The following is a 19,733-nucleotide window of genomic DNA, read 5'->3' as shown; positions in this document are numbered from 1 at the left end:
TTGAAAATTTTCTTTATTAAAGAACTTTCACAAATGATAAAAAAAATATTAATAACAGGCGGCGCAGGATTTATCGGAAGCAATCTTGCTCTCAAATTAACCGGCAGAGGTTACATAATCACTGTTCTTGACAATCTGTCTGAGCAGATTCATGGTTCAGATCCCGAAAACACTTCCCCTCTTTATAAAAGTATCAAGGATAAAGTCCGATTTATCAAAGGAACCGTAACATCCCGTGAAGATCTTGAAAAATCGATTGAAGGACAAGATGCAATTGTTCATTATGCTGCAGAAACCGGCACAGGACAATCTATGTACTGCATCGAAAAATATACTGAGGTGAATGTCCAGGGAACAGCTTTGATGCTAGATATTTTGGTGAATCAAAAAAATTCAGTCAAAAAAGTGATTATTGCATCTTCCCGCTCAATTTACGGTGAAGGAAAATATGAGCATCCGGAATTGGGAGTGGTTTATCCTTCTCACAGAACCGAAGAAGAAATGTTGACGGGAAATTTTGAAGTTAGATACAAAGACAATCAGACGCTTAAGCTATTACCAACATCTGAGGATTCTAAGATTCACCCTTCGTCTGTTTATGGAATTACAAAGCAGAATCAGGAGCAAATGATTATGGCAGTTTGTCCTACGATTGGAATTGCTCCGGTTGCATTCAGGTATCAGAATGTTTATGGTCCGGGACAATCTTTGTCGAATCCTTACACCGGGATTTTGTCCATTTTTTCTAACCAAATAAGAAATCATGACGGTATCAAAATCTTTGAAGACGGAAAAGAATCCCGTGATTTTGTTTTTATTGATGATGTTGTGGATGCAACCATCGCCGGAATAGAAAATGACAATGCCAATGGAGAAATTTTCAATGTCGGAACTGGTGTTGCTACTGATGTAATGACTGTTGCTAAAACTCTGATTGACTCTTACGGGATTGATGTGCCTGTAACCATTACCGGAAATTTTCGGTTAGGAGATATCAGGCATAATTTTGCAGACCTTACAAAAATAAAATCCAAGCTTGGCTTCGAACCAAAATTTGATTTTAAAAAAGGAATTAAACAATTTACAGATTGGGTTTTACAGCAGGACATTCAGGAAAATAAATTGAATGACTCTTTGGATGAGATGAAAGCGAAAGGATTATTCAAATAAAATCAAGAAATGATCGGAACATTAATTTGGAGATGTCGAGAGGCAATGGCCGTTCTTCTGGGAAAAAAGAAAACTTTTCCTGACAACAAACCGACTTCTGAAACATCACTTTCCATAGACAAACTCCCTGATTATAAAATTGACAATCAACACATTAAATCTTTTATAGAATCTATTTCCATCGAGTTTTTGTTTTCTGAATTTGGAGAAAATCGTGTCAATGCTGGCGGATCAGAATTTAACTTGGGGAACAGATTGGAACCTTCTCTTTCAACAATCAGACACTATTTCCCAAATGCAAAATTCACGGTTTATTCTGATTTTGATTTGGAGATCGAAGGAGTTAATCTTAAAAAAGTAACATCTCCTGTTCCGGAAAAAGAACATCCAAGGTATCTCTACAGGACTGCAGATTATTTTAAATTCAAGTCTCTTGCGGAGTCGGAAGCAGACTTCTGCTGTGTTGTTGACTCAGATATGTTTGTGGTTTCACCAGATATTTACAGTTTGGTTTATCTTACAAAGATATTTGGATTTTGCGCGCCATATACACCAAGAAACCTTCTGAAAAGAGATATGGAAACATCTCTGGATGCCAGAAAAATCACCGACGAAAGTAATGGTTTCGGACATTCTTACAACCAGAGCCCGATGACACTTTGGAAAGACTCAGAAAATGGGAAAGCATTCTTCGAAAAGTGTTGTGAGATTATGATAAAAGAACCTTCCAGAGCTTCTCTTGTGATGTGGAAAGCTGCTTTAGAAACCCACTCTTCACCTTATCTTTTACCAGCCGAGTTTTGTGTTTGTGGTGATGACGTTGGTATAGGAAACGAAGTAATATTGCATGTTGGTCACACTCAAGTTGCTGATTATTATAATGTAAAATTTAAAGGCTAGATGAAAAAAACAATTCTTTTTATTGCTGACAGACCAGATTGGGCTTATGAGTTTATGATCAAAGCCTGGCTTCCGTTTTTGCAAAAAGATTATGATTGTTTTATAGCTTACGATGATGATTATTCTATTAAAAAAAACAATTCAAAAGGCAAATTATTTCAATTTATTTTCAACTTTAAAAGTTATCTCAAATTTTTAGTTTTCAAATTAATTAAGAAAAACGAAGCTGTTTATTTTCTAAATAAAAGTAGAAAATACTATTACCCCAGGTATATTTCTGATAAAGTTTATCAATATAAAACTGATCTTAACAAGGAACTAACGGCAAAGAAAAATTTTGATATAAAAATCGAAATGGCCTATTACTTTCAATATATGGCAGAATTTCCGTTCTCTGCAAAAAAAAATATTGTTGGGATTTTCACTGACAAATTTCCACACGAAGGTCCTTCAAACGACTTAAAAAACAATATCGACAGAAGTCGTCTGAATCAGGAAGAGTTTTTCGAAAAATATATAAAACCTTATGATCACCTCATCGTTGGCGGTGGTAACCTGCTAACGCGTTATAAAAAACTGACGGACAAAGTAGATTTTGTTTACGGTATCTATGGACAAGAAAACTTTGTTGAGAATAAAAATGTTGGCAAAAATCCTTTTCTAACCGTTGGCTGGACAGGAAATCCAACCAGAACAATGAAAGGTTTTGAAGAATATATTGTCCCCGCCATAGAAAATGCAAAAAAAACAGGAAGAGATATTCGGTTAAAGACCAAATTTTCCGGTCCATATCAGGATCTTTTTACATTCTATCAGGATGTGGATGTCGTAATTGTTGCTTCTGATGCGGATTCTGGACCATCGATGTATGCAGAAGCCTGTTTGTCCGGTGTGCCCTGTATCTCTACCAAAGTAGGTCTACCTCTAATGGGAATAAAAGATAATGAAAATGGATTTCTAATTAATCGTGATGTTGAAGAGCTGGAAAATAAAATCATCAATCTTTATGATAATCGAGATCTTTTAAAAGCAATGTCGGTAAAAGTCAAATCTGATTATCTGCAATGGATGGATAATAAAATAACCATCGAACATATTAAAAAAGTATTGTAATATTCTATGCTATTCAACTCTCTTAGTTTTGCGATCTTTCTCCCAATAGTTTTTGTTTTGTACTGGCTGACAAAAGCCAGAAGAAAGCAGAATATTCTTCTGATGATAGCAAGTTATTATTTCTACGCTTGCTGGGATTGGAGGTTTTTGTTTTTATTGGCATTTTCAACATTTCTGGATTATTATACAGGTCTCAAAATTGAAAAATCTCAGAAAAAATCTTCTAAAAAATTCTGGTTTTGGCTCAGCGTCGGCGTTAATCTTGGATTTTTAGGATTTTTCAAATACTATAATTTCTTCGCTGACTCATTCGCTGAGTTGTTTGCCGGTTTTGGCTTCCAAATCAATCCCTGGGTTTTGAAAATTATTCTTCCTGTCGGGATTTCCTTCTACACATTCCACGGATTGTCATATGTCATTGATATTTATAAGGAAAGAATCAAGGCAGAAAAATCATGGATAGATTATGCATTATTTGTCAGTTTTTTTCCGCTATTGGTTGCTGGTCCTATTGAAAGAGCCACACATCTTCTTCCTCAAATTAAGAGAGAGAGAAACTTTAGTTATAGCAATGCTGTTGATGGATTGCGGCAGATTCTTTGGGGGCTATTCAAAAAAATGGTAGTTGCGGATAATTGCGCTTACTATGCCAATATGATTTTCAACGATTACCATAACTATACCGGTGTGACCTTGATTTTTGGAGCTGTTTTGTTTGCATTTCAGATTTATGGTGATTTTTCAGGATACTCCGACATTGCTTTAGGAACGGCGAGATTATTTGGATTTGATTTGTTGAGAAACTTTTCTTACCCTTATTTTTCAAGAGATATTGCAGAATTCTGGCGTAGATGGCACATTTCGCTTTCGTCCTGGTTTCGTGACTATTTATATATTCCATTGGGAGGAAGCAAAGGTGGAAACTGGATGAGAATAAGGAATACATTCATCATATTCATTGTCAGCGGTTTTTGGCACGGTGCCAACTGGACATTTATAATTTGGGGATTTCTGAATGCACTTTTCATCATGCCTTCCATCATTTTGAAAACCAATAGAAATAACTTAAACATCGTTGCGGAAGGAAGATTATTCCCGAATTTCCGAGAAATCATTCAGTTGATTATTACTTTTTCTTTGGCTTGTTTTGCATGGATATTTTTCCGTTCGGCTTCGGTTACAGACGCGTTCTCTTATATCGGAAGATTATTTTCAACCTTAGGAACCGGAATCGGATATCCTTACAAACTTCTGAATGGAGATCTGAAGGTTTTGATTTTTGTGGTAATAATGTTAATTTTCGAATGGTTTATGAGAGAAGAACTTCATCCATTGAGGAAACCTTTTACAAAATTGCCTACTATTGCAAGGTGGGTTATTTATTTTCTGTTAGCAACTTTGGTTTTATTATTTGCCGGTGAGCAGGCGGAGTTTATTTACTTTCAATTTTAAAAGAGATGAAAAAGTTTATTTTAAGAACACTTTTATTTTTATCACCTTTTCTGATTATTGAAATTTCTCAGGGGTTTTTACCTATTTATGCTTTTACCCATAAGTTCTATGAATCGCCTCTTTATAAAAGCACTGTTGTTCCTCATAATTATCCGATCTATGCCAACCAAAAAGGAAAAATGACCGGCGTCGGTGATCTTTGTTTCAATACTAAGTATGAAATTCCAAAAGACGAAAGCTATATCACTGATGAGTTAGGATTCAGAAATGATAGATTCATTAAAAATCCCGATATTATTATCATTGGTGATTCCTATACAATGGGAGCTACTCTCAGCCAATCCCAACTTTTAGCAAATCAGATAATGAAAAATTCTGATTATAAATACTCTGTCTATGGAATGGCGCCGACAGACTTTTCTACACTTGATAAAATGCTGAAGCTTAATATCATTCAAAAACCAAAATACATTATTTATGAAAGGGTTGAGAGAGGAGTAATTCCTAAGATTGAACGTTTTGACAATTCTTTCCTGACTCAATTAAAATACGAATACAACAATCTTTGGGCGCTGGGTGACACTAATGTTTTTCTGGATAAGATTTTCAGAGGTTATATTAATAACTTTGCTAAAGCTAAAATTACAAAATCGCGAGGAACAGGAACCCAATCAAAAGTAGACGAAAAGTTGTTTTTTTATGACACAAAACATTTGGAGCCTTCTGATGAATGGATGCATATCAATATTAAATCTCTGGAATCCTATAAAAAATATTGTGATTCCATTGGAAGCAAATTTCTTTACTTGCCAATGCCAAATAAAGAAACGGTTTATTTTGATAAAATACCTGTAAACACGCAGCCCGACTATCTTTTCAAAGTCGGGAAAATTCTGAATCAGAATAATATCAGTTATTATCCTACAATTGAATTTTATAACAATTTCAGAAAAAAGGATAACAGAATGTTGTATCAATATGATGATTCTCATTGGAATGCATTGGCCTGTGAACTCATCTCAAAAGAAATTATTAAAACATTAAAAAATGATAATAGGTAGAGGACTTTTAGCTTCACTGTTTGTAGAAGATGATCGGGATGACACCGTTTTCTTTGCTTCAGGTGTTTCCAACTCATTAGAAAACCGTCCCGAGGAATTTATGCGGGAAGAAAATCTCGTTACCAAGACCTTATCAGAAAACCCTGATAAAATTTTTATTTATTTCTCTACCTGTAGCGTTTATGACTCCTCAAAAACGGAAAGCAGTTATGTTTTGCATAAACTGAAAATGGAGCAGATCATTAAAAACCAATGTGAAAAATATCTCATACTGAGAGTAAGCAATGCTGTTGGAAATGGTGGAAACCCCAACTTACTAATGAATTATCTTATCAGATCTATTAATCAAAATGAGATCATCAATGTACATACAAAAGCTACCAGAAATCTGATTGATGCAGAAGACATTAAAAACATCACTTTTCAACTATTAGAAAAATCAGAATTAAATAAAATCGTTAATGTAGCTTATATTCAGAACTATTCAATTATTGAAATTTTGGAGATCATCGAGCGCTTTTATGATAAAAAATTAAGCCTGAACTTAATCAAAAGCGGATCCGGATATGACATCAATGTTCCTGATGTAGAGTATTATTTTCAGGAAAACGGATTGACAGATAAAGATTCTTATCTTAATAGGATATTAAAAAAATACTATTCGTAAATGATGAATTATAAAGAAAAACTTAATAATAAAAATATTTTAGTAACTGGTGGCGCTGGCTTTATCGGTTCCAATCTTTGTGAAGAATTATTAAATCTTGGGGCAAATGTAACTTGTCTGGATAATTTTTCTACAGGTTTAAGGGAAAATCTGGAAGTCATCAAAAATAATCCGAATTTCACATTAATTGAAGGCGATATCCGCAATTTGGAAGATTGTAAAAAAGCTTGTGAAAATCAGGACTTCGTTTTACATGAAGCCGCATTAGGCTCTGTTCCAAGATCTATCAATGATCCGATTACAAGCAATGACGTTAATGTTGGCGGATTTCTCAATATGCTTGTTGCAGCCAGAGAAGCGAATGTAAAACGATTTGTTTACGCAGCGAGTTCTTCCACCTACGGAGACTCCGAAAGTTTGCCAAAAATTGAGGATAAAATCGGAAAACCTTTATCTCCATACGCGATTACAAAATATGTCAACGAGTTATATGCTGATGTTTTCAAAAGAACTTATGATTTTGATACCATTGGTTTGAGATATTTCAATGTATTTGGAAGAAAGCAAAATCCAAACGGTGCTTATGCCGCAGTAATTCCAAAATTTGTAATGCAATTGATGAATCACGAATCTCCTGTCATCAACGGAGGCGGAGAATACTCAAGAGATTTTACATATATCGACAATGTGATTCTGATGAACCTTTTGGCTCTAACTTCCGAAAATCCCGAATCGGTAAATCAGGTTTACAATACCGCTTTTGGAGAAAGAACAACCCTTAATGATCTTGTAAAATATCTGAAAGAATATCTCTCCGATTTTGATCCTAAAATTGCAGATGTGGAAGTCATCTACGGTGATTACAGAAAAGGCGATGTTCCACATTCTCTTGCAAGTATTGACAAAGCAAAAAATCTATTAGAATACCAGCCGAAACACTCTATGAAAGAAGGTTTGAAAGAAGCTGTAACTTGGTATTGGAATAATCTTAAATAAAACAATGAATCATAAAATTACAATAATTGGTCTTGGTTATGTCGGTTTGCCATTAGCAAGATTATTCTCAACAAAATATCCGGTTGTTGGTTTCGATATTAATGAAAAAAGAATTGCTGATCTTAATTCCGGGAAGGATGACACTTTGGAAGTTGATGACGATTTATTAAAATCAGCTTTGATCCCAAACAATCCAAATCTGGAAGAAACAGGATTATTCTGCTCAAGCAAATTTGAGGATATTGCTGATTCTAATATTTACATTGTAACCGTTCCTACACCTGTAGATAAGAACAACCGCCCGGATCTCACACCGCTTTACAAAGCGAGTGAAACGGTTGCCAAAGTTCTGAAAAAAGGAGACATTGTCATTTATGAGTCAACTGTTTATCCCGGAGTCACGGAAGAAGAATGTATTCCTGTATTGGAAAAAAATTCGGGTTTGAAATTCAATGTAGATTTCTTTGCCGGTTATTCCCCGGAAAGAATCAATCCCGGCGATAAGCTTCATACCGTTGAAAAAATCCTGAAGGTGACTGCGGGTTCTACTCCTGAGATCGGAAAAATAGTTGATGATCTTTACAAATCTGTCATTGAAGCCGGAACTCATTTGGCACCAACAATCAAAGTTGCAGAAGCAGCAAAAGTCATAGAAAACTCTCAAAGAGACATCAACATTGCATTTGTTAATGAGTTAGCAAAGATTTTTAATCTGATGGGAATAGATACACACGATGTCTTAACAGCCGCAGGTACAAAATGGAATTTCCTTCCGTTCAAACCGGGCTTAGTGGGTGGACATTGTATTGGCGTAGATCCTTATTATCTGGCTCAGAAAGCTCAGGAATTTGGTTATCACCCGGAGATTATTTTGGCTGGTAGAAGAATGAACGATTCTATGGGGCAATATGTTGCCAGCGAAACCGTAAAACAAATGCTGAAAAAAGATATGAAAGTGAATGGTTCCGATGTACTGGTTTTAGGATTTACTTTCAAAGAAAACTGCCCCGATGTCAGGAATACAAAGGTTGTAGATGTTGTGAAAAACCTGGAAGATTATGGAATCAATGTTTCGATTTATGATCCTTGGGCAAACCCGGAAGAAGTGAAACACGAATACGGTCTGGAAACCTCAACAAAACCACCTTTTAAAAAATACGAAGCGATCGTCTTAGCGGTTTCTCACAAAGAATTTCAAAGCCTTAACATCAAAAATCTGCTTACAGAAAACGGAATTATCTATGATGTGAAGGGAATATTAGAAAAACAAGATGTGGTAAAAAGACTTTGATCAACGGTCAAATCTCCACCGGAAAAATCTATATCCAATAAATAAAGGCAGGCGGTAAAATAAGTCCTGCTTTTTTAGTTTTTTGGAATAATCCGAAGAGAAATAATCCGTAAGGCTCAAAGATTTCATTTGGTTATAAGCTTTGTAACTCCTCTTCCAGAGCTGCTCATTTTTCTGTGCTTTCCAGTTCATTTCCAGCGTCATTCCCTTAAAATCTACAAGATATTCCAGGATCAGTTTTTTCTTATAAGCATCTTTTTCTTCGCGATAAGCTTTGTCCATATAAGAAGCAATTGTGATCCAATTCCCGAAATGTTTCTCTCCTCTATTATGAATGATAGATGCTCCATGAAAGTAATACAGATAAGTATCTTCTCTAAGGAAAGCTATCTTTTCAAATTTTAGCATACTTTGAAAACTCCATAAAACATCCTGAGAAAAAAGATCTTTCACAAAATACAGCTGATGTTTCATAAGAAAATCCATTCTAACCAGTTTATCACAAGCCATTACAGGATATTGACCTTTTACAAAGTTCCACACAATGTCTTTGTTGCCTTCAAGACTATCTTTTGGGGAATTGACCGGGAAATAGTTTCTTCTCCAGTTTTCTTCCTCATTGATGCAGACACTCTGCCCCAAAACCATTTCCGCATTGGTTTCTTCAGCCAATTTTACAAGATGTTCAATTGCATAATCCGTGATCTCATCATCACTGTCAAGAAAATAGATATACTTTCCTTTTGCCAGATCCATTCCTGCATTTCTGGCCATTGACAACCCCTGATTGGTGGGCTGATTAAAAACGATAAAATTAAACTCAGGATTTCTCCGGATAAACTTCTCAGCAATTTCCATAGACGAATCCGGCGTTACATCATTGACCAGAATACATTCGATGTTTTTGTAGGTCTGATTAGCAACCGATTGCAGACATCTTTCAATGAATTGTTCAACTTTATAGACGGGAATTACGATTGTAACAAGAGGACTCATCAGGTGTATTTTAATTTTATTAAATTTAGGCAAAAATAGAAATAAAAATCTGGCATTAACCTATCTTTGTATTAATAGAAACACAATGGACTTTTTTTCTAAAATTATTTTTAAAATACTGAAAGAGAATTCTCTTAACATCATTCGGAAAAACAAAAATTCCAGGATTGGTGATGCATTCAGAATCGGGAACTATGCTAATTTTTCTCTTCACCCCTCAGCTACTTTATTGATTGACAAACGTGTTAATCTCAGGAACTACTGCAATTTTGTATTGGCAGAGGGTGCAAAAGTTGTTCTGGAAGAGAATGTTTTTATGAATAATTATTGTTCTATTAATGCCATTGATAAAATAGAAATCGGGGAAAACACATTGTTTGGTGAAGGCGTAAAGCTGTATGACCACAACCACGAGTACAATGGACAAACCGTTGAGCACCGCAAATTCAAATCTTCCCCTATAAAAATTGGCAAAAATTGTTGGTTGGGAAGTAATGTTACAGTATTGAAAGGTGTTACGATCGGCGACAACTGTATTATTGGTGCAGGCTGCCTCATTCACAAAGATGTTCCTGCCGGCAGTGTTCTCAAACTAAATCAGACTTTTTCATAATTATTTCTATGGAACAGGTACCAAAGATTTCTGTTGTAATGTCTGTTTATAATGGCAGTAATTTTTTAGCTCAGAGTATTCAGGCTATTTTGGAACAGACTTTTCGCGATTTCGAATTTATTATTATTGATGACGCTTCAACGGATAATACCCCTGACATTATAAAAAAATTCGCAAACCAAGATCTCAGAATCCGGGCTTTCCGAAACGAAAAAAACATTGGTCCGGCCGGCTTTATCAGGAATCTCAATACGGGTTGCAAAGAAGCCAAAGGAAAATATATTGCAAGAATAGACCACGATGACATCTCCAGAAAAGATCGTTTCCAGCTCCAGTATGATTTTCTAGAAAGTAATCCGGATATTTTTATTACTGGAGCAGCCTTGAGAAAAATCGATGAAAATGGAAATGATTTAGGATTGATGAAAGCACCCATCAATGATTTGGAAATCAGGAAAACAATGCCAAAAAAAATCTCTTTGTATCATCCTGTAATTATGTTCAGGAAAGAATTCTATCAAGATTTTTATCGGGAAAAGATGCGCTATTGTGAAGATTACGATTTTTATTTCAGGATTATGACAGACAATTTGAAAATGGCAAATCTGGACGAATGTCTATTAGAATACCGGATCCTGCAGAACTCTCTTTCCAGAGAGCAGGATAAAGTCATCAAAAACCTTTTCATCAATCAATCGAAAGTTTTTTACGAAGAACGACTGAAAAAAGGTAAGGACTCTTATGATTATTTTGACCCTAATAATTTTTTGAACATCTATGAAAACCCTTCAAAAGAATTATTCGCAAAGGCAATTAACGTTTCAAAAAAATATTATGATTTCATAGGCTTCCAAAAGCTAATGTCAAAATATAAAAACTTATATGGTTCTGATATTTTTTATATCAAAAACGCTCTGCTTCTTACTTGTGGTGAATCTATGTTCTATAAATATTCTAAATTAATCAACAAGTTAAGCTCTTCGGAATCAATATAACCAAACTCATGACAGATATTTTTATCAAATCTTTTAACCGCCCTTTTTATCTGGACAGATGCATTGCTTCTATCAAAAAATTTGTGTCCGGAGATTTTAGGATAAATATTCTGGACGATGGAACGCCAGAATCCTATCTCGACAAGATCAGGGAAAAATATCCCGATGTCAAGATTCTTCTTTCCGATAATTATCCAAAAAAAATCAAAGCAATTGAAGAGAATCTGCGATCCGGAAAATCTGTTAATGGCTTCGAAATTCCCACCAAATTCTGGTACGAAAATGTAAAAAAAGGCTCAGAATATGTTATCGTAACGGAAGATGATGTCTGGTTTACACAACCTGTAAATGTTGACAATCTATCGCAGCAAGCAAAAAAATTTAATATCAATCTTATAAAACTCGGCTGGCTAGGAAATGAATCTGAAAGAAATGATCTAATAATCGATTCAATTTCTGATGATCTCGAATCTGCACAACCCAAAGGCCTTCTTTTTTTCTCAAAAAGACTGATGCAGGCTTTTTTTTATAATCAATATAAATTTTTCACAATTCTTTACAAATTAGGAAGAGTTGATAATCTTACACAAAGAAAATATTGGGCTCTCAACTCAATACTAATGGGATTTTTTAATAAAGAATATTGGTTGGAAATCTGGGAAGGAATGGACGGAAAAGTAGACGAAAAAAGACAGTTGATCAATGCATCCTTATATTACCGGCAAAATAAAAGCAACCCTAGCTTTATTTCCAAACTAAAGCTGGAATCGATGAAAACCACATTCCAGTCATCTGCGACCAATTCTTACCACGAATATGGTTTCGATTTCGACGTCAACCGGTTCAATCATCTAATCAATGAAGCCTGGTTAAATAACGAATTCGATGCTATGGAAAATTTTCCAAGAGATTTCTCCTTGGATTATTTCAGGCGGTTTGTCTCCGATAAAATCAACTTTCCGGAATTTGAAAAATGGGCAAACCAATTCCGCAAACAGTACGAAAATATGGGTTGTAATACCGAATAAAAAGCTCCGAAAATAATTTTCGGAGCTTTTTATTTAATCTTTTATAATAAGACCGGCATATTTACCGTCAAATTCTACAACGTAAGGCTTCAGATTGCCGGACTCACAGAAATCTTTGAAAGCTGCATTGTCACCAATGTCATCACTCATAAAAATGCCGCCTTTTCTTACTTTACTGAACAATAAGTTATATGCCCAGATCCTGCCATTATAAGATTTGTCACTGTCATAATGAACCACATCAAAAGAATTAGCCTTACCGAAAATTTTCGGTAAAGATTCTTTGTCTGCGTAGCGGTAGAGATCCCAATTATTCCTGTACTTCTGTGGAATGACACAACCTACAAAATCCTCACTTTGGTTTTGTAAAAGATAAGGCATATCCGAGCTGTAAAGTGTTCCGTTTCTATGTACCAACGACGCCAAAGCTGCAAAAGAAGACCAGCCGTAGGCAACACCTGTTTCCACTGTTTTCTGAGCATTGGTATATTCATTAATATAATAGATAACGCTCAATGAGCCTGCTCCACCCAATTTCACCGGTGCTTTTGCCTGGATTTGAAGTGCATCTGCAAACTCCTGAGGAAACAATTTTTCGAAAGGAATAAAGGATGTCTTCAGAACATTTTCTATAAAATCCTTTTCAGAGATAGCCAGGGATGCACACCATTTTTCGGCATCTTCCTTACCCCGCAAAGCAGAAGATCTGTTGAATATATTCTTCCAGATTTTCCTTCTCAGTTCTGGATAAAGATCCGGGCGTTTCAGATACGCAAAAAAAGTAGATGTAATTTCGGCGATTTTGCTCATACAAATATGTTTTGAATTGCAAAAATACAAAACAATTGCACAAACAATGCTTATATTTGTTTTTTGAGAATTTTTTTTGAAAAATACAAATGAACCAAAAAATCAAAGTCCTTTTCCGCCACAGATCAATGGAAATGGGAGGCGTAGAAAAAGTAATTCTGAGTCTTCTTGAAAATCTTGACAAAAGCAAATTTGACATTACCTATCTGGTCAATCTATATCAGGGAGAGCTTAGGGACAAAGTTCCGTCTCATGTTCATTATATAAAAATCAATAGAGGAAAAGAAGATTTCTCAGAGAATCCATTGATACAGAAGATTCAGTTATTCTTGAGAGGTTTAAGAATTAAGTTTTTTGAGACTTTTCCCGCTTGGATCGATAAAATTTATCTGGACAAGAAATTTGATATAGAGATCGCGTCTACTTATTCCGATTTTGCTCCGGTTCTGGAAAGCGCTAATAAGAAATCAAAGAAAATTGGCTGGTTCCATTCAGACATTACTTTTCCAAAATTACAGCCGCTTGTTCCGAAAATCCTGAATCAGATTCCAAAGTTTGATTATTTTATATTTGGGTCTCAGCAGACCAAGGACATTTTGGAAACAACTTATCCTGATCTTGATGTACCTGATAACAAAGTCATTCTTAATGCCATTCCAATCCAGGAGATCAAACAAAAAGCTGAAGAATTTGTCCCTGACTTTGGAACATCTGTTCCGGTTTTTGTTTCAGTCGGCAGATTGCATTCCAGAAAAGGCTTTCACAAGTTGGTCGAAGTCCATTCACAGTTAATAAAGGATGGCTTTCCAAATAAAATAATCATTATAGGAGATGGAGAAGAAAAAGAAAACCTTGAAAATCTTGCAAAAGAATTGGGCGTAGAAGACTCTTTTGTATTAATGGGATCTTTGCTCAATCCCTATCCTTATGTGAAAAATGCAGATTTTTTCATTATGCCCTCGGAATCGGAAGGCTGGCCACTGATCATTGCTGACACACTGATTCTTCAAAAGCCTATCATTTCAACTGCTGTTGGTGGCATTCCGGAAATGATTACACATCAGGAAAATGGCTACCTTATCAATTATGATCATAATGAGATCTACCAGGCGATGAAGGAATTCATGACTAATCAACACCTGATTGAGAACCTGCAGAAAAATCTGAAAAATTCTGAAAATCAATTTGATAATCAGAAGATTTTTGATGCCATTGAAAATATCTTGACTAATTTAGCAGAAAAATAACTGATGAATATCGTTTACAGAATCATTCTGAAAATCCATTCGGTCTGGAAAAGCATTTACAAAAAAGCTTATATAGAGATTTGTAAATCCAGAGGAATGAAAGTTGGAAAAGATGTTATTTTTATAGAAGCACCTGCATTTGGCTCGGAGCCTTATCTGATAGAGATTGGCGATCGCACCAAGATCACGGCAGGGTGTACATTCATCAATCACGATGGTGCCATGTATGTGATCCGCAGCATGGAAAAATATGCCGATGCCAGAAACTTCGGGAGAATAAAAATCGGAAGTAACTGCTTTGTCGGGAACAACTGTATTTTTCTTCCCGGCTCACAGATGGGGAACAATTGTATCCTGGGAGCAGGTTCCGTTCTTAATTCTTCTATGCCGGATAACACGGTGTTCGCGGGAACTCCTGCAAAATTGATCTGCACGATAGAAGAATATGGAGATAAGGCTCTTTACAACAATGTTATATATCCCCGGGAGCTTGAGAAAAACCGCCCGGAACTGGATCGTTATATCAAAGAGAATCTGCCGCATCATTACAAACCTGTTAAATAGCATCATAATTTATAGGTTTTTAACTTTTTATGATACTATTCATAGCCTAACATTGTTTTTAAGATTAGTATCTTTGCCAAAATTTTAGGAAAGAGTATAATGATCAATGTTGCAGCAGTAGAATACTATCTGCCCAAAAATATATTAACGAACGAAGATATTTCGAAAGAGTTCCCGGAATGGAGTGCCGAAAAAATCAAAGCAAAAATAGGTGTAGAATCGAGACATGTGGCAGATGAGTCTGAAACAGCTTTGGATTTGGCTTATAAAGCTTGTGAAAAGCTTTTTAAAAACTATGATAAAAGCAAAATTGATTTCATATTGTTCTGTACTCAGAGTCCTGATTATTTTTTACCGACAACCGCCTGTATCTTACAGGACAAATTAGGTCTTTCAAAGTCAATTGGTGCATTGGATTTCAATCTGGGCTGTTCCGGTTTCGTCTATGGATTGACGCTGGCAAAAGGATTGATTGCCACAGGAATAGCAAAGAATATCTTGCTGGTTACTTCGGAAACTTATACCAAATTTCTTGACAAAGAAGACAAATCCAACAGAACTATTTTCGGAGACGCCGCTGCCGTCACGATTGTGGAGAAAGATGAGACCAGACCGGACTTTCAATTCGTTGTGGGAACGGACGGAAGCGGCTTCAACAACCTGATCGTAGAAAACGGTGCTTCCAGGAACAAAGCAGAAAAGCCGGTTTTGTTTATGAAAGGTCCGAAAATTTTTACATTTGCAGTAGAGAATATCCCGTCTTTGATCAAAGATACATTAGAGAAGAACAAGCTGACAATGGATGATATCGACTTATTCGTTTTCCACCAGGCCAGTTCTTATATGCTCAATTATCTTAAAAATCTTTGTAATATTCCGGATGAGAAGTTTTTTATGGAGATGAAGGATATAGGCAATACCGTGTCTGCAAGTATCCCTATCGCCTTGAAGCTGGCATCGGACAAAGGAAAAATTAAAAAAGGGAATAAGGTCATGGTCGTTGGCTTTGGTGTAGGTTATTCCTGGGGTGCGGGCATTTTAGAATTTTAATCCAGATTATTGAAAAAGAAGATCCTTATCAGAATTGGTTCACTGCGTCATGGCGGCGCAGAAAAAGTCCTGGTAACCTTTCTCAAAAACCTTCCGGAAGATAAATACGAGGTTGACCTTCTTCTGAATCTCCATTCGGGGAAATACCTCCCGGATGTTCCGGATTGGGTGAACGTCATGTTCCTGAACCGTGGAGAGATGATCACCACCAACCGTCCCAAAGATCTGCCGAAAAAAATATACCGTGTCGTTTATCAGCAACTGCTGAAGAAGTATCCCAAAATTCTTTATAAAAGAAAGCTTAAAAACAAGCAGTACGATATCGAGTTTGCGGCCATTCATGGTTTTATGGACGAGGTTCTGAACAGTCCGTTAAAATCTTCCAAAAAACTGATGTGGATCCATAATGACCTTACACAGGTAAGCGGCTACACACCGGAGAAGATGCGGAGGTTTTTTAATTATGATAAAGTCATGGTGATTTCTGAGAAAATTCAGGATACCTTTTTATCACTGGCCGGGAACGAAGACGAAAAGCATAAAATTGTCAGGATCTACAATCCTCTTGACACAGAAGAAATTCTTACCAAAGCGGAAAAACCGGTCATTAATTATGAATTTGATTCATCAGTTCCGACTTTTATTTCCGTTGGAACCGTTTTTCCTCAGAAAGGCTTTGACCGGCTACTGAGAGTTCATAAAAGATTGCTGAACGAAGGTTTACCACACAAAGTATTGATCGTTGGCGACGGTTATGATTTTGAAAATGTTAAAAAGCTGAAATCAGAATTAGGCATTGATGAAACTGCAACCATGCTTGGTTTTACAGACAATCCTTATCCTTATTTCAAAAAAGCGGATTTTTACATCCTGAGCTCCCGTTACGAAGGTTTCCCTACCGTTTTGTTTGAAGCGATAACATTGAAAAAGAACATCATCGCAACCGATGTTTCCGGTGTCAGCGAGATGTTGGAAAACGGAAAATTGGGCCTGATCACGGAAAACTCGGAGGATGGTATTTATAATGGTATGAAGCAGGCTCTTACCAACCCGGAAAGCTTCTATAGTTATCAGGATCAATTACGGCATTATGAGATGCCGTTCAGTCTGGGAAATTCTGTTAATTCGATAATGCAAATTATTGATAATTTGTAATAGCAGCTAATTTGCTATTCCGTAGGAATCTCAATTAAAAATATTCCTATTTTTACACCATGAGTTATTCTATTATTCAAAAAGATTTTTACAGGGAAAGCGGGCGCTACCTATCATCGTTTCAGATTCTGAAAAAATGTTTCAGCCCCAACCTGCATTATATCTATCTGCTCAGAAAAACTCAAAAGCATTATAAAAAGCCCGTGATTGGTTTGTTTTATAAACTGATGCTTCGCCATTACCAGATCCGGTACGGTTTCCAGATCTACCCCCAGACACAGATCGGGGAAGGATTCTACTTAGGGCACTGGGGACACCTGGTCATCAATCCGAAAGCTAAGATTGGGAAAAACTGCAACATTGCCCAGGGCGTTACCATCGCTCAGGCTAACCGCGGAAAAAACGAAGGCGTTCCAGTGATTGGGGACGAAGTGTGGATCGGCCCCAACGCAGTCATTGTCGGTAAGATCACGATCGGCAATAATGTGCTGATCGCGCCTAATGCCTATGTCAATACCGATATTCCCGACAACTCTGTCGTAGTAGGAAACCCTGCTGTGATTACGCCTAAAGCCAATGCAACGGAGGGTTATATTAATAACAAAGTTTAGCTCCAGAAATAGATTTTCAGAATAGCGGATAATATAATGATGCTTCTGCTAAAACAAATGGTTTTTCTGCCCAGTCGCTTCAGATGTGTCCTGAGACCGAGATTCTTTCTTTCGATTCCATTGGTACCATATCTTTTAGTATTATGAAGTTCTTGTGGAATTAAATATTGATAATTCTTCAGCTTATCCGTGAATATCATTTCCGCTTTGGAATTGAGTAATGTTTTTACCACAGCATTAAGCGTTTGATTATTTCTTTTGCCGATGTAGAAGCTCATAACCTGTTTTGTGTTCTTATCAATAGCATATACCAGCCACATGGGATTGCTTTTCTTTCTGATGAAAAACCGCACCTCGTCCATTTCGTAAGTTCGATAAAATGGAATGATGGGTTGAGATATATCTTCTGCTATTTTCAGGATTCTTTTTAATAATGTTGAGGGAGAGATCTCCAGCACTCTTGCTGTGCTTCTTATTCCTAAACCTTCTTTTATCAGTAGTATAATTTTATTATTAATATCGTCTTTGTAAGCTTTATAGCTATAATTCATAATACTTATCGCCTTGCAGTTTTTACATTGATACCGTTGTTTTCCGCAAGCCGTTTTCCCATACTTTATAAAATCTTTTCCGGCACATTTCGCACAATGACAGGTTATTAACTTCATAGATCCGTGTTTTTACAAATAAAAATAACAGAACATTGTCTGATTGATGATGATTAATTCTCCGAGGATATATAAAGCAGACCTTTGGTGACCTTGTAATAGAGGCTAACAACGTATTTAGTAATTTCGCAATTCGATAGAAAATACTCTTATCGCACCATAAGAGTTATTCTTATGCCTCGATAAGAGTAAGACTTATGCCCCGATAAGAGCAAGACTTATCGTCCGACAAGAGTGAGACCTTCCGCTCGATAGGACTTAAATGGAAGCTCGAATACTATAGTAAAAGAGTACCGATTTCTCGATACTCTATTTATTATTTACCACCTTGATGTCGCGGATTTTTAACAGGTATCAATTATAAATCGATCAACACATCTGGAACACCTGTTATGGTTCTCAGTATTTTTAAACAGCTTATTTTATACTTTCTTTTGCTCTGGCTATCTGCAATACTATTTCAAAATCTATTTTCCTATCTCATTTTCTAAAAAATAGGATTGAAATTCAATCCTATTTTTAATTACCAACTTGTTTGGAACATTGCCAGCCCTTATTATTACATCATTTTATTCCACTGTCCTTTTTCTAATTGATAAATAATGGGCTCTTCATTCATTCCGTTCTCATATATATACAATCTACAGCAATTATTACATTTTACCACAAGTTTCATTTGGGAAGCAACATCTTCTATTTTAACAAAATCTTCATCGTCATTCCAAAATTGTTCAAAATCAATATCTGAAATGATATGTAATTCATTAACATTTGGAATATCGTTCAATCTTATAATATTTCCACATTTACAATTAATTTTAGGCATAAATTATTTTTTAGGCATTACAACAATATCTTTTATATTTTTCGCTCCTGCACCTTGAACTCTTTTTAATATGTTATTTAAATCAGATGGTTTTAGACTACTTTTTGAAAGATCGACTACAATACCTTGAGCTTGAGAATTTTTACTTCTTATTGCTGATACTATAGACTTAACACTTGATGTTTCTGGTGTATAAACATCATAGGTTAAACCATCTACAAGCAAATCAGATGTTCTTCCTTGGGCTCCACCTTCAATAACATCTCTTAAAATAACTTTACCACCTTTATCAGCCATATATTGAGCTGCACGCATTTCACTAGCAGAAAAACTACCCTCAGTAACTGTAAGAGATCCCTCGATGTCGCGGATTTGTAATCCGTGACTAATTATAAATCCACCAACACATCTGGAACACCTGTTATGATTCTCAGTATTTTAAGCAGCATATTTTATACTTTCTTTTGCGCTGGCTATCTGCAATACTATTTCAAACTTTATTTTCCTTCCTTATTTCTAT

21 protein-coding genes are annotated in these 19,733 nt (G+C 35.9%); 16 read left to right on the top strand and 5 right to left on the bottom strand.

Features of this window, described 5'->3' with window-relative positions; genetic code table 11:
- Positions 1 to 33: 33 nt before the first annotated feature.
- Genes QOL71_RS05545 through QOL71_RS05510 form a run of 8 tightly spaced genes read left to right on the top strand, consistent with a single transcriptional unit; the run spans position 34 to position 8,650 of the window.
- Entirely contained in the window at positions 34 to 1,170 is a 1,137-nt protein-coding gene (locus QOL71_RS05545; RefSeq protein WP_283415973.1) for an NAD-dependent epimerase/dehydratase family protein, read from the top strand.
- Between the two features lie 9 nt (positions 1,171 to 1,179).
- Positions 1,180 to 2,070 (top strand): hypothetical protein, encoded by an 891-nt coding sequence (locus tag QOL71_RS05540; protein ID WP_283415972.1) that lies wholly within the window; start codon positions 1,180 to 1,182, stop codon positions 2,068 to 2,070.
- A complete protein-coding gene (locus QOL71_RS05535; RefSeq protein WP_283415971.1) occupies positions 2,071 to 3,183 on the top strand; it encodes a glycosyltransferase in 1,113 nt (370 codons plus the stop codon).
- Between the two features lie 6 nt (positions 3,184 to 3,189).
- A complete protein-coding gene (locus QOL71_RS05530) occupies positions 3,190 to 4,635 on the top strand; it encodes an MBOAT family O-acyltransferase (protein WP_283415970.1) in 1,446 nt (481 codons plus the stop codon).
- A gap of 5 nt (positions 4,636 to 4,640) precedes the next feature.
- A complete protein-coding gene (locus QOL71_RS05525; RefSeq protein WP_283415969.1) occupies positions 4,641 to 5,696 on the top strand; it encodes an alginate O-acetyltransferase AlgX-related protein in 1,056 nt (351 codons plus the stop codon).
- The gene (locus QOL71_RS05520; RefSeq protein WP_283415968.1) at positions 5,683 to 6,363 is read left to right on the top strand and encodes an NAD-dependent epimerase/dehydratase family protein; all 681 of its coding nucleotides are present in this window, start codon (positions 5,683 to 5,685) and stop codon (positions 6,361 to 6,363) included. Before QOL71_RS05525 ends, QOL71_RS05520 begins: the two co-directional genes overlap by 14 nt.
- Positions 6,364 to 7,359 carry an SDR family oxidoreductase gene (locus QOL71_RS05515; protein WP_379953380.1) on the top strand — a complete coding sequence of 332 codons (996 nt, stop codon included), beginning with the start codon at positions 6,364 to 6,366 and terminating at the stop codon, positions 7,357 to 7,359.
- A gap of 4 nt (positions 7,360 to 7,363) precedes the next feature.
- Complete coding sequence (locus QOL71_RS05510) at positions 7,364 to 8,650, top strand: nucleotide sugar dehydrogenase (RefSeq protein WP_283415967.1); 1,287 nt, start codon at positions 7,364 to 7,366, stop codon at positions 8,648 to 8,650.
- Here the strand turns inward: QOL71_RS05510 and QOL71_RS05505 are convergent, their stop codons facing one another.
- Positions 8,651 to 9,646 carry a glycosyltransferase family 2 protein gene (locus QOL71_RS05505; protein WP_283415966.1) on the bottom strand — a complete coding sequence of 332 codons (996 nt, stop codon included), beginning with the start codon at positions 9,644 to 9,646 and terminating at the stop codon, positions 8,651 to 8,653. It abuts the gene before it with no gap.
- Between the two features lie 85 nt (positions 9,647 to 9,731).
- Here QOL71_RS05505 and QOL71_RS05500 point away from each other — a divergent pair, with 85 nt between their 5' ends.
- From QOL71_RS05500 to QOL71_RS05490, 3 genes are read left to right on the top strand one after another with little or no spacing between them, the layout of a single operon-like run.
- Complete coding sequence (locus tag QOL71_RS05500) at positions 9,732 to 10,259, top strand: acyltransferase (RefSeq protein ID WP_283415965.1); 528 nt, start codon at positions 9,732 to 9,734, stop codon at positions 10,257 to 10,259.
- Positions 10,260 to 10,267: 8 nt separating this feature from the next.
- Positions 10,268 to 11,254 carry a glycosyltransferase family 2 protein gene (locus QOL71_RS05495; RefSeq protein ID WP_283415964.1) on the top strand — a complete coding sequence of 329 codons (987 nt, stop codon included), beginning with the start codon at positions 10,268 to 10,270 and terminating at the stop codon, positions 11,252 to 11,254.
- Positions 11,255 to 11,262: 8 nt separating this feature from the next.
- Positions 11,263 to 12,282: a glycosyltransferase family 2 protein gene (locus QOL71_RS05490; protein WP_283415963.1), complete on the top strand. Its 1,020-nt coding sequence runs from the start codon at positions 11,263 to 11,265 to the stop codon at positions 12,280 to 12,282.
- Between the two features lie 33 nt (positions 12,283 to 12,315).
- On the opposite strand, the gene QOL71_RS05485 is transcribed toward QOL71_RS05490, so the two are convergent.
- The gene (locus QOL71_RS05485) at positions 12,316 to 13,092 is read right to left on the bottom strand and encodes a class I SAM-dependent methyltransferase (RefSeq protein ID WP_283415962.1); all 777 of its coding nucleotides are present in this window, start codon (positions 13,090 to 13,092) and stop codon (positions 12,316 to 12,318) included.
- An 89-nt stretch (positions 13,093 to 13,181) separates the two neighbouring features.
- Here QOL71_RS05485 and QOL71_RS05480 point away from each other — a divergent pair, with 89 nt between their 5' ends.
- The 5 genes from QOL71_RS05480 (at position 13,182) to QOL71_RS05460 (ending at position 17,719) form a co-directional block, all read left to right on the top strand.
- Positions 13,182 to 14,339, top strand: coding sequence for a glycosyltransferase (locus tag QOL71_RS05480; protein ID WP_283415961.1), 1,158 nt, complete (start codon positions 13,182 to 13,184; stop codon positions 14,337 to 14,339).
- A 3-nt stretch (positions 14,340 to 14,342) separates the two neighbouring features.
- Complete coding sequence (locus tag QOL71_RS05475; protein ID WP_283415960.1) at positions 14,343 to 14,903, top strand: acyltransferase; 561 nt, start codon at positions 14,343 to 14,345, stop codon at positions 14,901 to 14,903.
- A 99-nt stretch (positions 14,904 to 15,002) separates the two neighbouring features.
- The gene (locus QOL71_RS05470; RefSeq protein WP_283415959.1) at positions 15,003 to 15,953 is read left to right on the top strand and encodes a 3-oxoacyl-ACP synthase III family protein; all 951 of its coding nucleotides are present in this window, start codon (positions 15,003 to 15,005) and stop codon (positions 15,951 to 15,953) included.
- Between the two features lie 9 nt (positions 15,954 to 15,962).
- Entirely contained in the window at positions 15,963 to 17,108 is a 1,146-nt protein-coding gene (locus tag QOL71_RS05465; protein WP_283415958.1) for a glycosyltransferase, read from the top strand.
- 59 nt (positions 17,109 to 17,167) lie between these two features.
- Entirely contained in the window at positions 17,168 to 17,719 is a 552-nt protein-coding gene (locus QOL71_RS05460) for a serine O-acetyltransferase (RefSeq protein ID WP_283415957.1), read from the top strand.
- On the opposite strand, the gene QOL71_RS05455 is transcribed toward QOL71_RS05460, so the two are convergent.
- The 3 genes from QOL71_RS05455 to QOL71_RS05445 form a co-directional block, all read right to left on the bottom strand.
- Positions 17,716 to 18,387 carry an IS1 family transposase gene (locus QOL71_RS05455; protein WP_283415956.1) on the bottom strand — a complete coding sequence of 224 codons (672 nt, stop codon included), beginning with the start codon at positions 18,385 to 18,387 and terminating at the stop codon, positions 17,716 to 17,718. The two genes, QOL71_RS05460 and QOL71_RS05455, sit on opposite strands and share 4 nt — an antisense overlap.
- 559 nt (positions 18,388 to 18,946) lie before the next feature.
- Entirely contained in the window at positions 18,947 to 19,213 is a 267-nt protein-coding gene (locus QOL71_RS05450) for a hypothetical protein (RefSeq protein ID WP_283415955.1), read from the bottom strand.
- 3 nt (positions 19,214 to 19,216) lie between these two features.
- A complete protein-coding gene (locus QOL71_RS05445; RefSeq protein WP_283415954.1) occupies positions 19,217 to 19,510 on the bottom strand; it encodes a CdiA C-terminal domain-containing protein in 294 nt (97 codons plus the stop codon).
- Positions 19,511 to 19,733: the final 223 nt, after the last annotated feature.

Source organism: Epilithonimonas pallida (genome assembly GCF_900182975.1).
GTDB classification, from domain to species: Bacteria; Bacteroidota; Bacteroidia; order Flavobacteriales; family Weeksellaceae; genus Epilithonimonas; species Epilithonimonas pallida.
The sequence above is the reverse complement of the archived record's forward strand: the minus strand, read 5'-3'. Positions and strand labels throughout refer to the sequence as shown.

Bases quoted from the DNA above. Each gene is read 5' to 3' on its own strand.
- QOL71_RS05545 (WP_283415973.1), top strand. From the start codon at position 34: ATGATAAAAAAAATATTAATAACAGGCGGCGCAGGATTTATCGGAAGC.
- QOL71_RS05540 (WP_283415972.1), top strand. From the start codon at position 1,180: ATGATCGGAACATTAATTTGGAGATGTCGAGAGGCAATGGCCGTTCTT.
- QOL71_RS05535 (WP_283415971.1), top strand. From the start codon at position 2,071: ATGAAAAAAACAATTCTTTTTATTGCTGACAGACCAGATTGGGCTTAT.
- QOL71_RS05530 (WP_283415970.1), top strand. From the start codon at position 3,190: ATGCTATTCAACTCTCTTAGTTTTGCGATCTTTCTCCCAATAGTTTTT.
- QOL71_RS05525 (WP_283415969.1), top strand. From the start codon at position 4,641: ATGAAAAAGTTTATTTTAAGAACACTTTTATTTTTATCACCTTTTCTG.
- QOL71_RS05520 (WP_283415968.1), top strand. From the start codon at position 5,683: ATGATAATAGGTAGAGGACTTTTAGCTTCACTGTTTGTAGAAGATGAT.
- QOL71_RS05515 (WP_379953380.1), top strand. From the start codon at position 6,364: ATGATGAATTATAAAGAAAAACTTAATAATAAAAATATTTTAGTAACT.
- QOL71_RS05510 (WP_283415967.1), top strand. From the start codon at position 7,364: ATGAATCATAAAATTACAATAATTGGTCTTGGTTATGTCGGTTTGCCA.
- QOL71_RS05505 (WP_283415966.1), bottom strand. From the start codon at position 9,646: ATGAGTCCTCTTGTTACAATCGTAATTCCCGTCTATAAAGTTGAACAA.
- QOL71_RS05500 (WP_283415965.1), top strand. From the start codon at position 9,732: ATGGACTTTTTTTCTAAAATTATTTTTAAAATACTGAAAGAGAATTCT.
- QOL71_RS05495 (WP_283415964.1), top strand. From the start codon at position 10,268: ATGGAACAGGTACCAAAGATTTCTGTTGTAATGTCTGTTTATAATGGC.
- QOL71_RS05490 (WP_283415963.1), top strand. From the start codon at position 11,263: ATGACAGATATTTTTATCAAATCTTTTAACCGCCCTTTTTATCTGGAC.
- QOL71_RS05485 (WP_283415962.1), bottom strand. From the start codon at position 13,092: ATGAGCAAAATCGCCGAAATTACATCTACTTTTTTTGCGTATCTGAAA.
- QOL71_RS05480 (WP_283415961.1), top strand. From the start codon at position 13,182: ATGAACCAAAAAATCAAAGTCCTTTTCCGCCACAGATCAATGGAAATG.
- QOL71_RS05475 (WP_283415960.1), top strand. From the start codon at position 14,343: ATGAATATCGTTTACAGAATCATTCTGAAAATCCATTCGGTCTGGAAA.
- QOL71_RS05470 (WP_283415959.1), top strand. From the start codon at position 15,003: ATGATCAATGTTGCAGCAGTAGAATACTATCTGCCCAAAAATATATTA.
- QOL71_RS05460 (WP_283415957.1), top strand. From the start codon at position 17,168: ATGAGTTATTCTATTATTCAAAAAGATTTTTACAGGGAAAGCGGGCGC.
- QOL71_RS05455 (WP_283415956.1), bottom strand. From the start codon at position 18,387: ATGAAGTTAATAACCTGTCATTGTGCGAAATGTGCCGGAAAAGATTTT.
- QOL71_RS05450 (WP_283415955.1), bottom strand. From the start codon at position 19,213: ATGCCTAAAATTAATTGTAAATGTGGAAATATTATAAGATTGAACGAT.
- QOL71_RS05445 (WP_283415954.1), bottom strand. From the start codon at position 19,510: ATGGCTGATAAAGGTGGTAAAGTTATTTTAAGAGATGTTATTGAAGGT.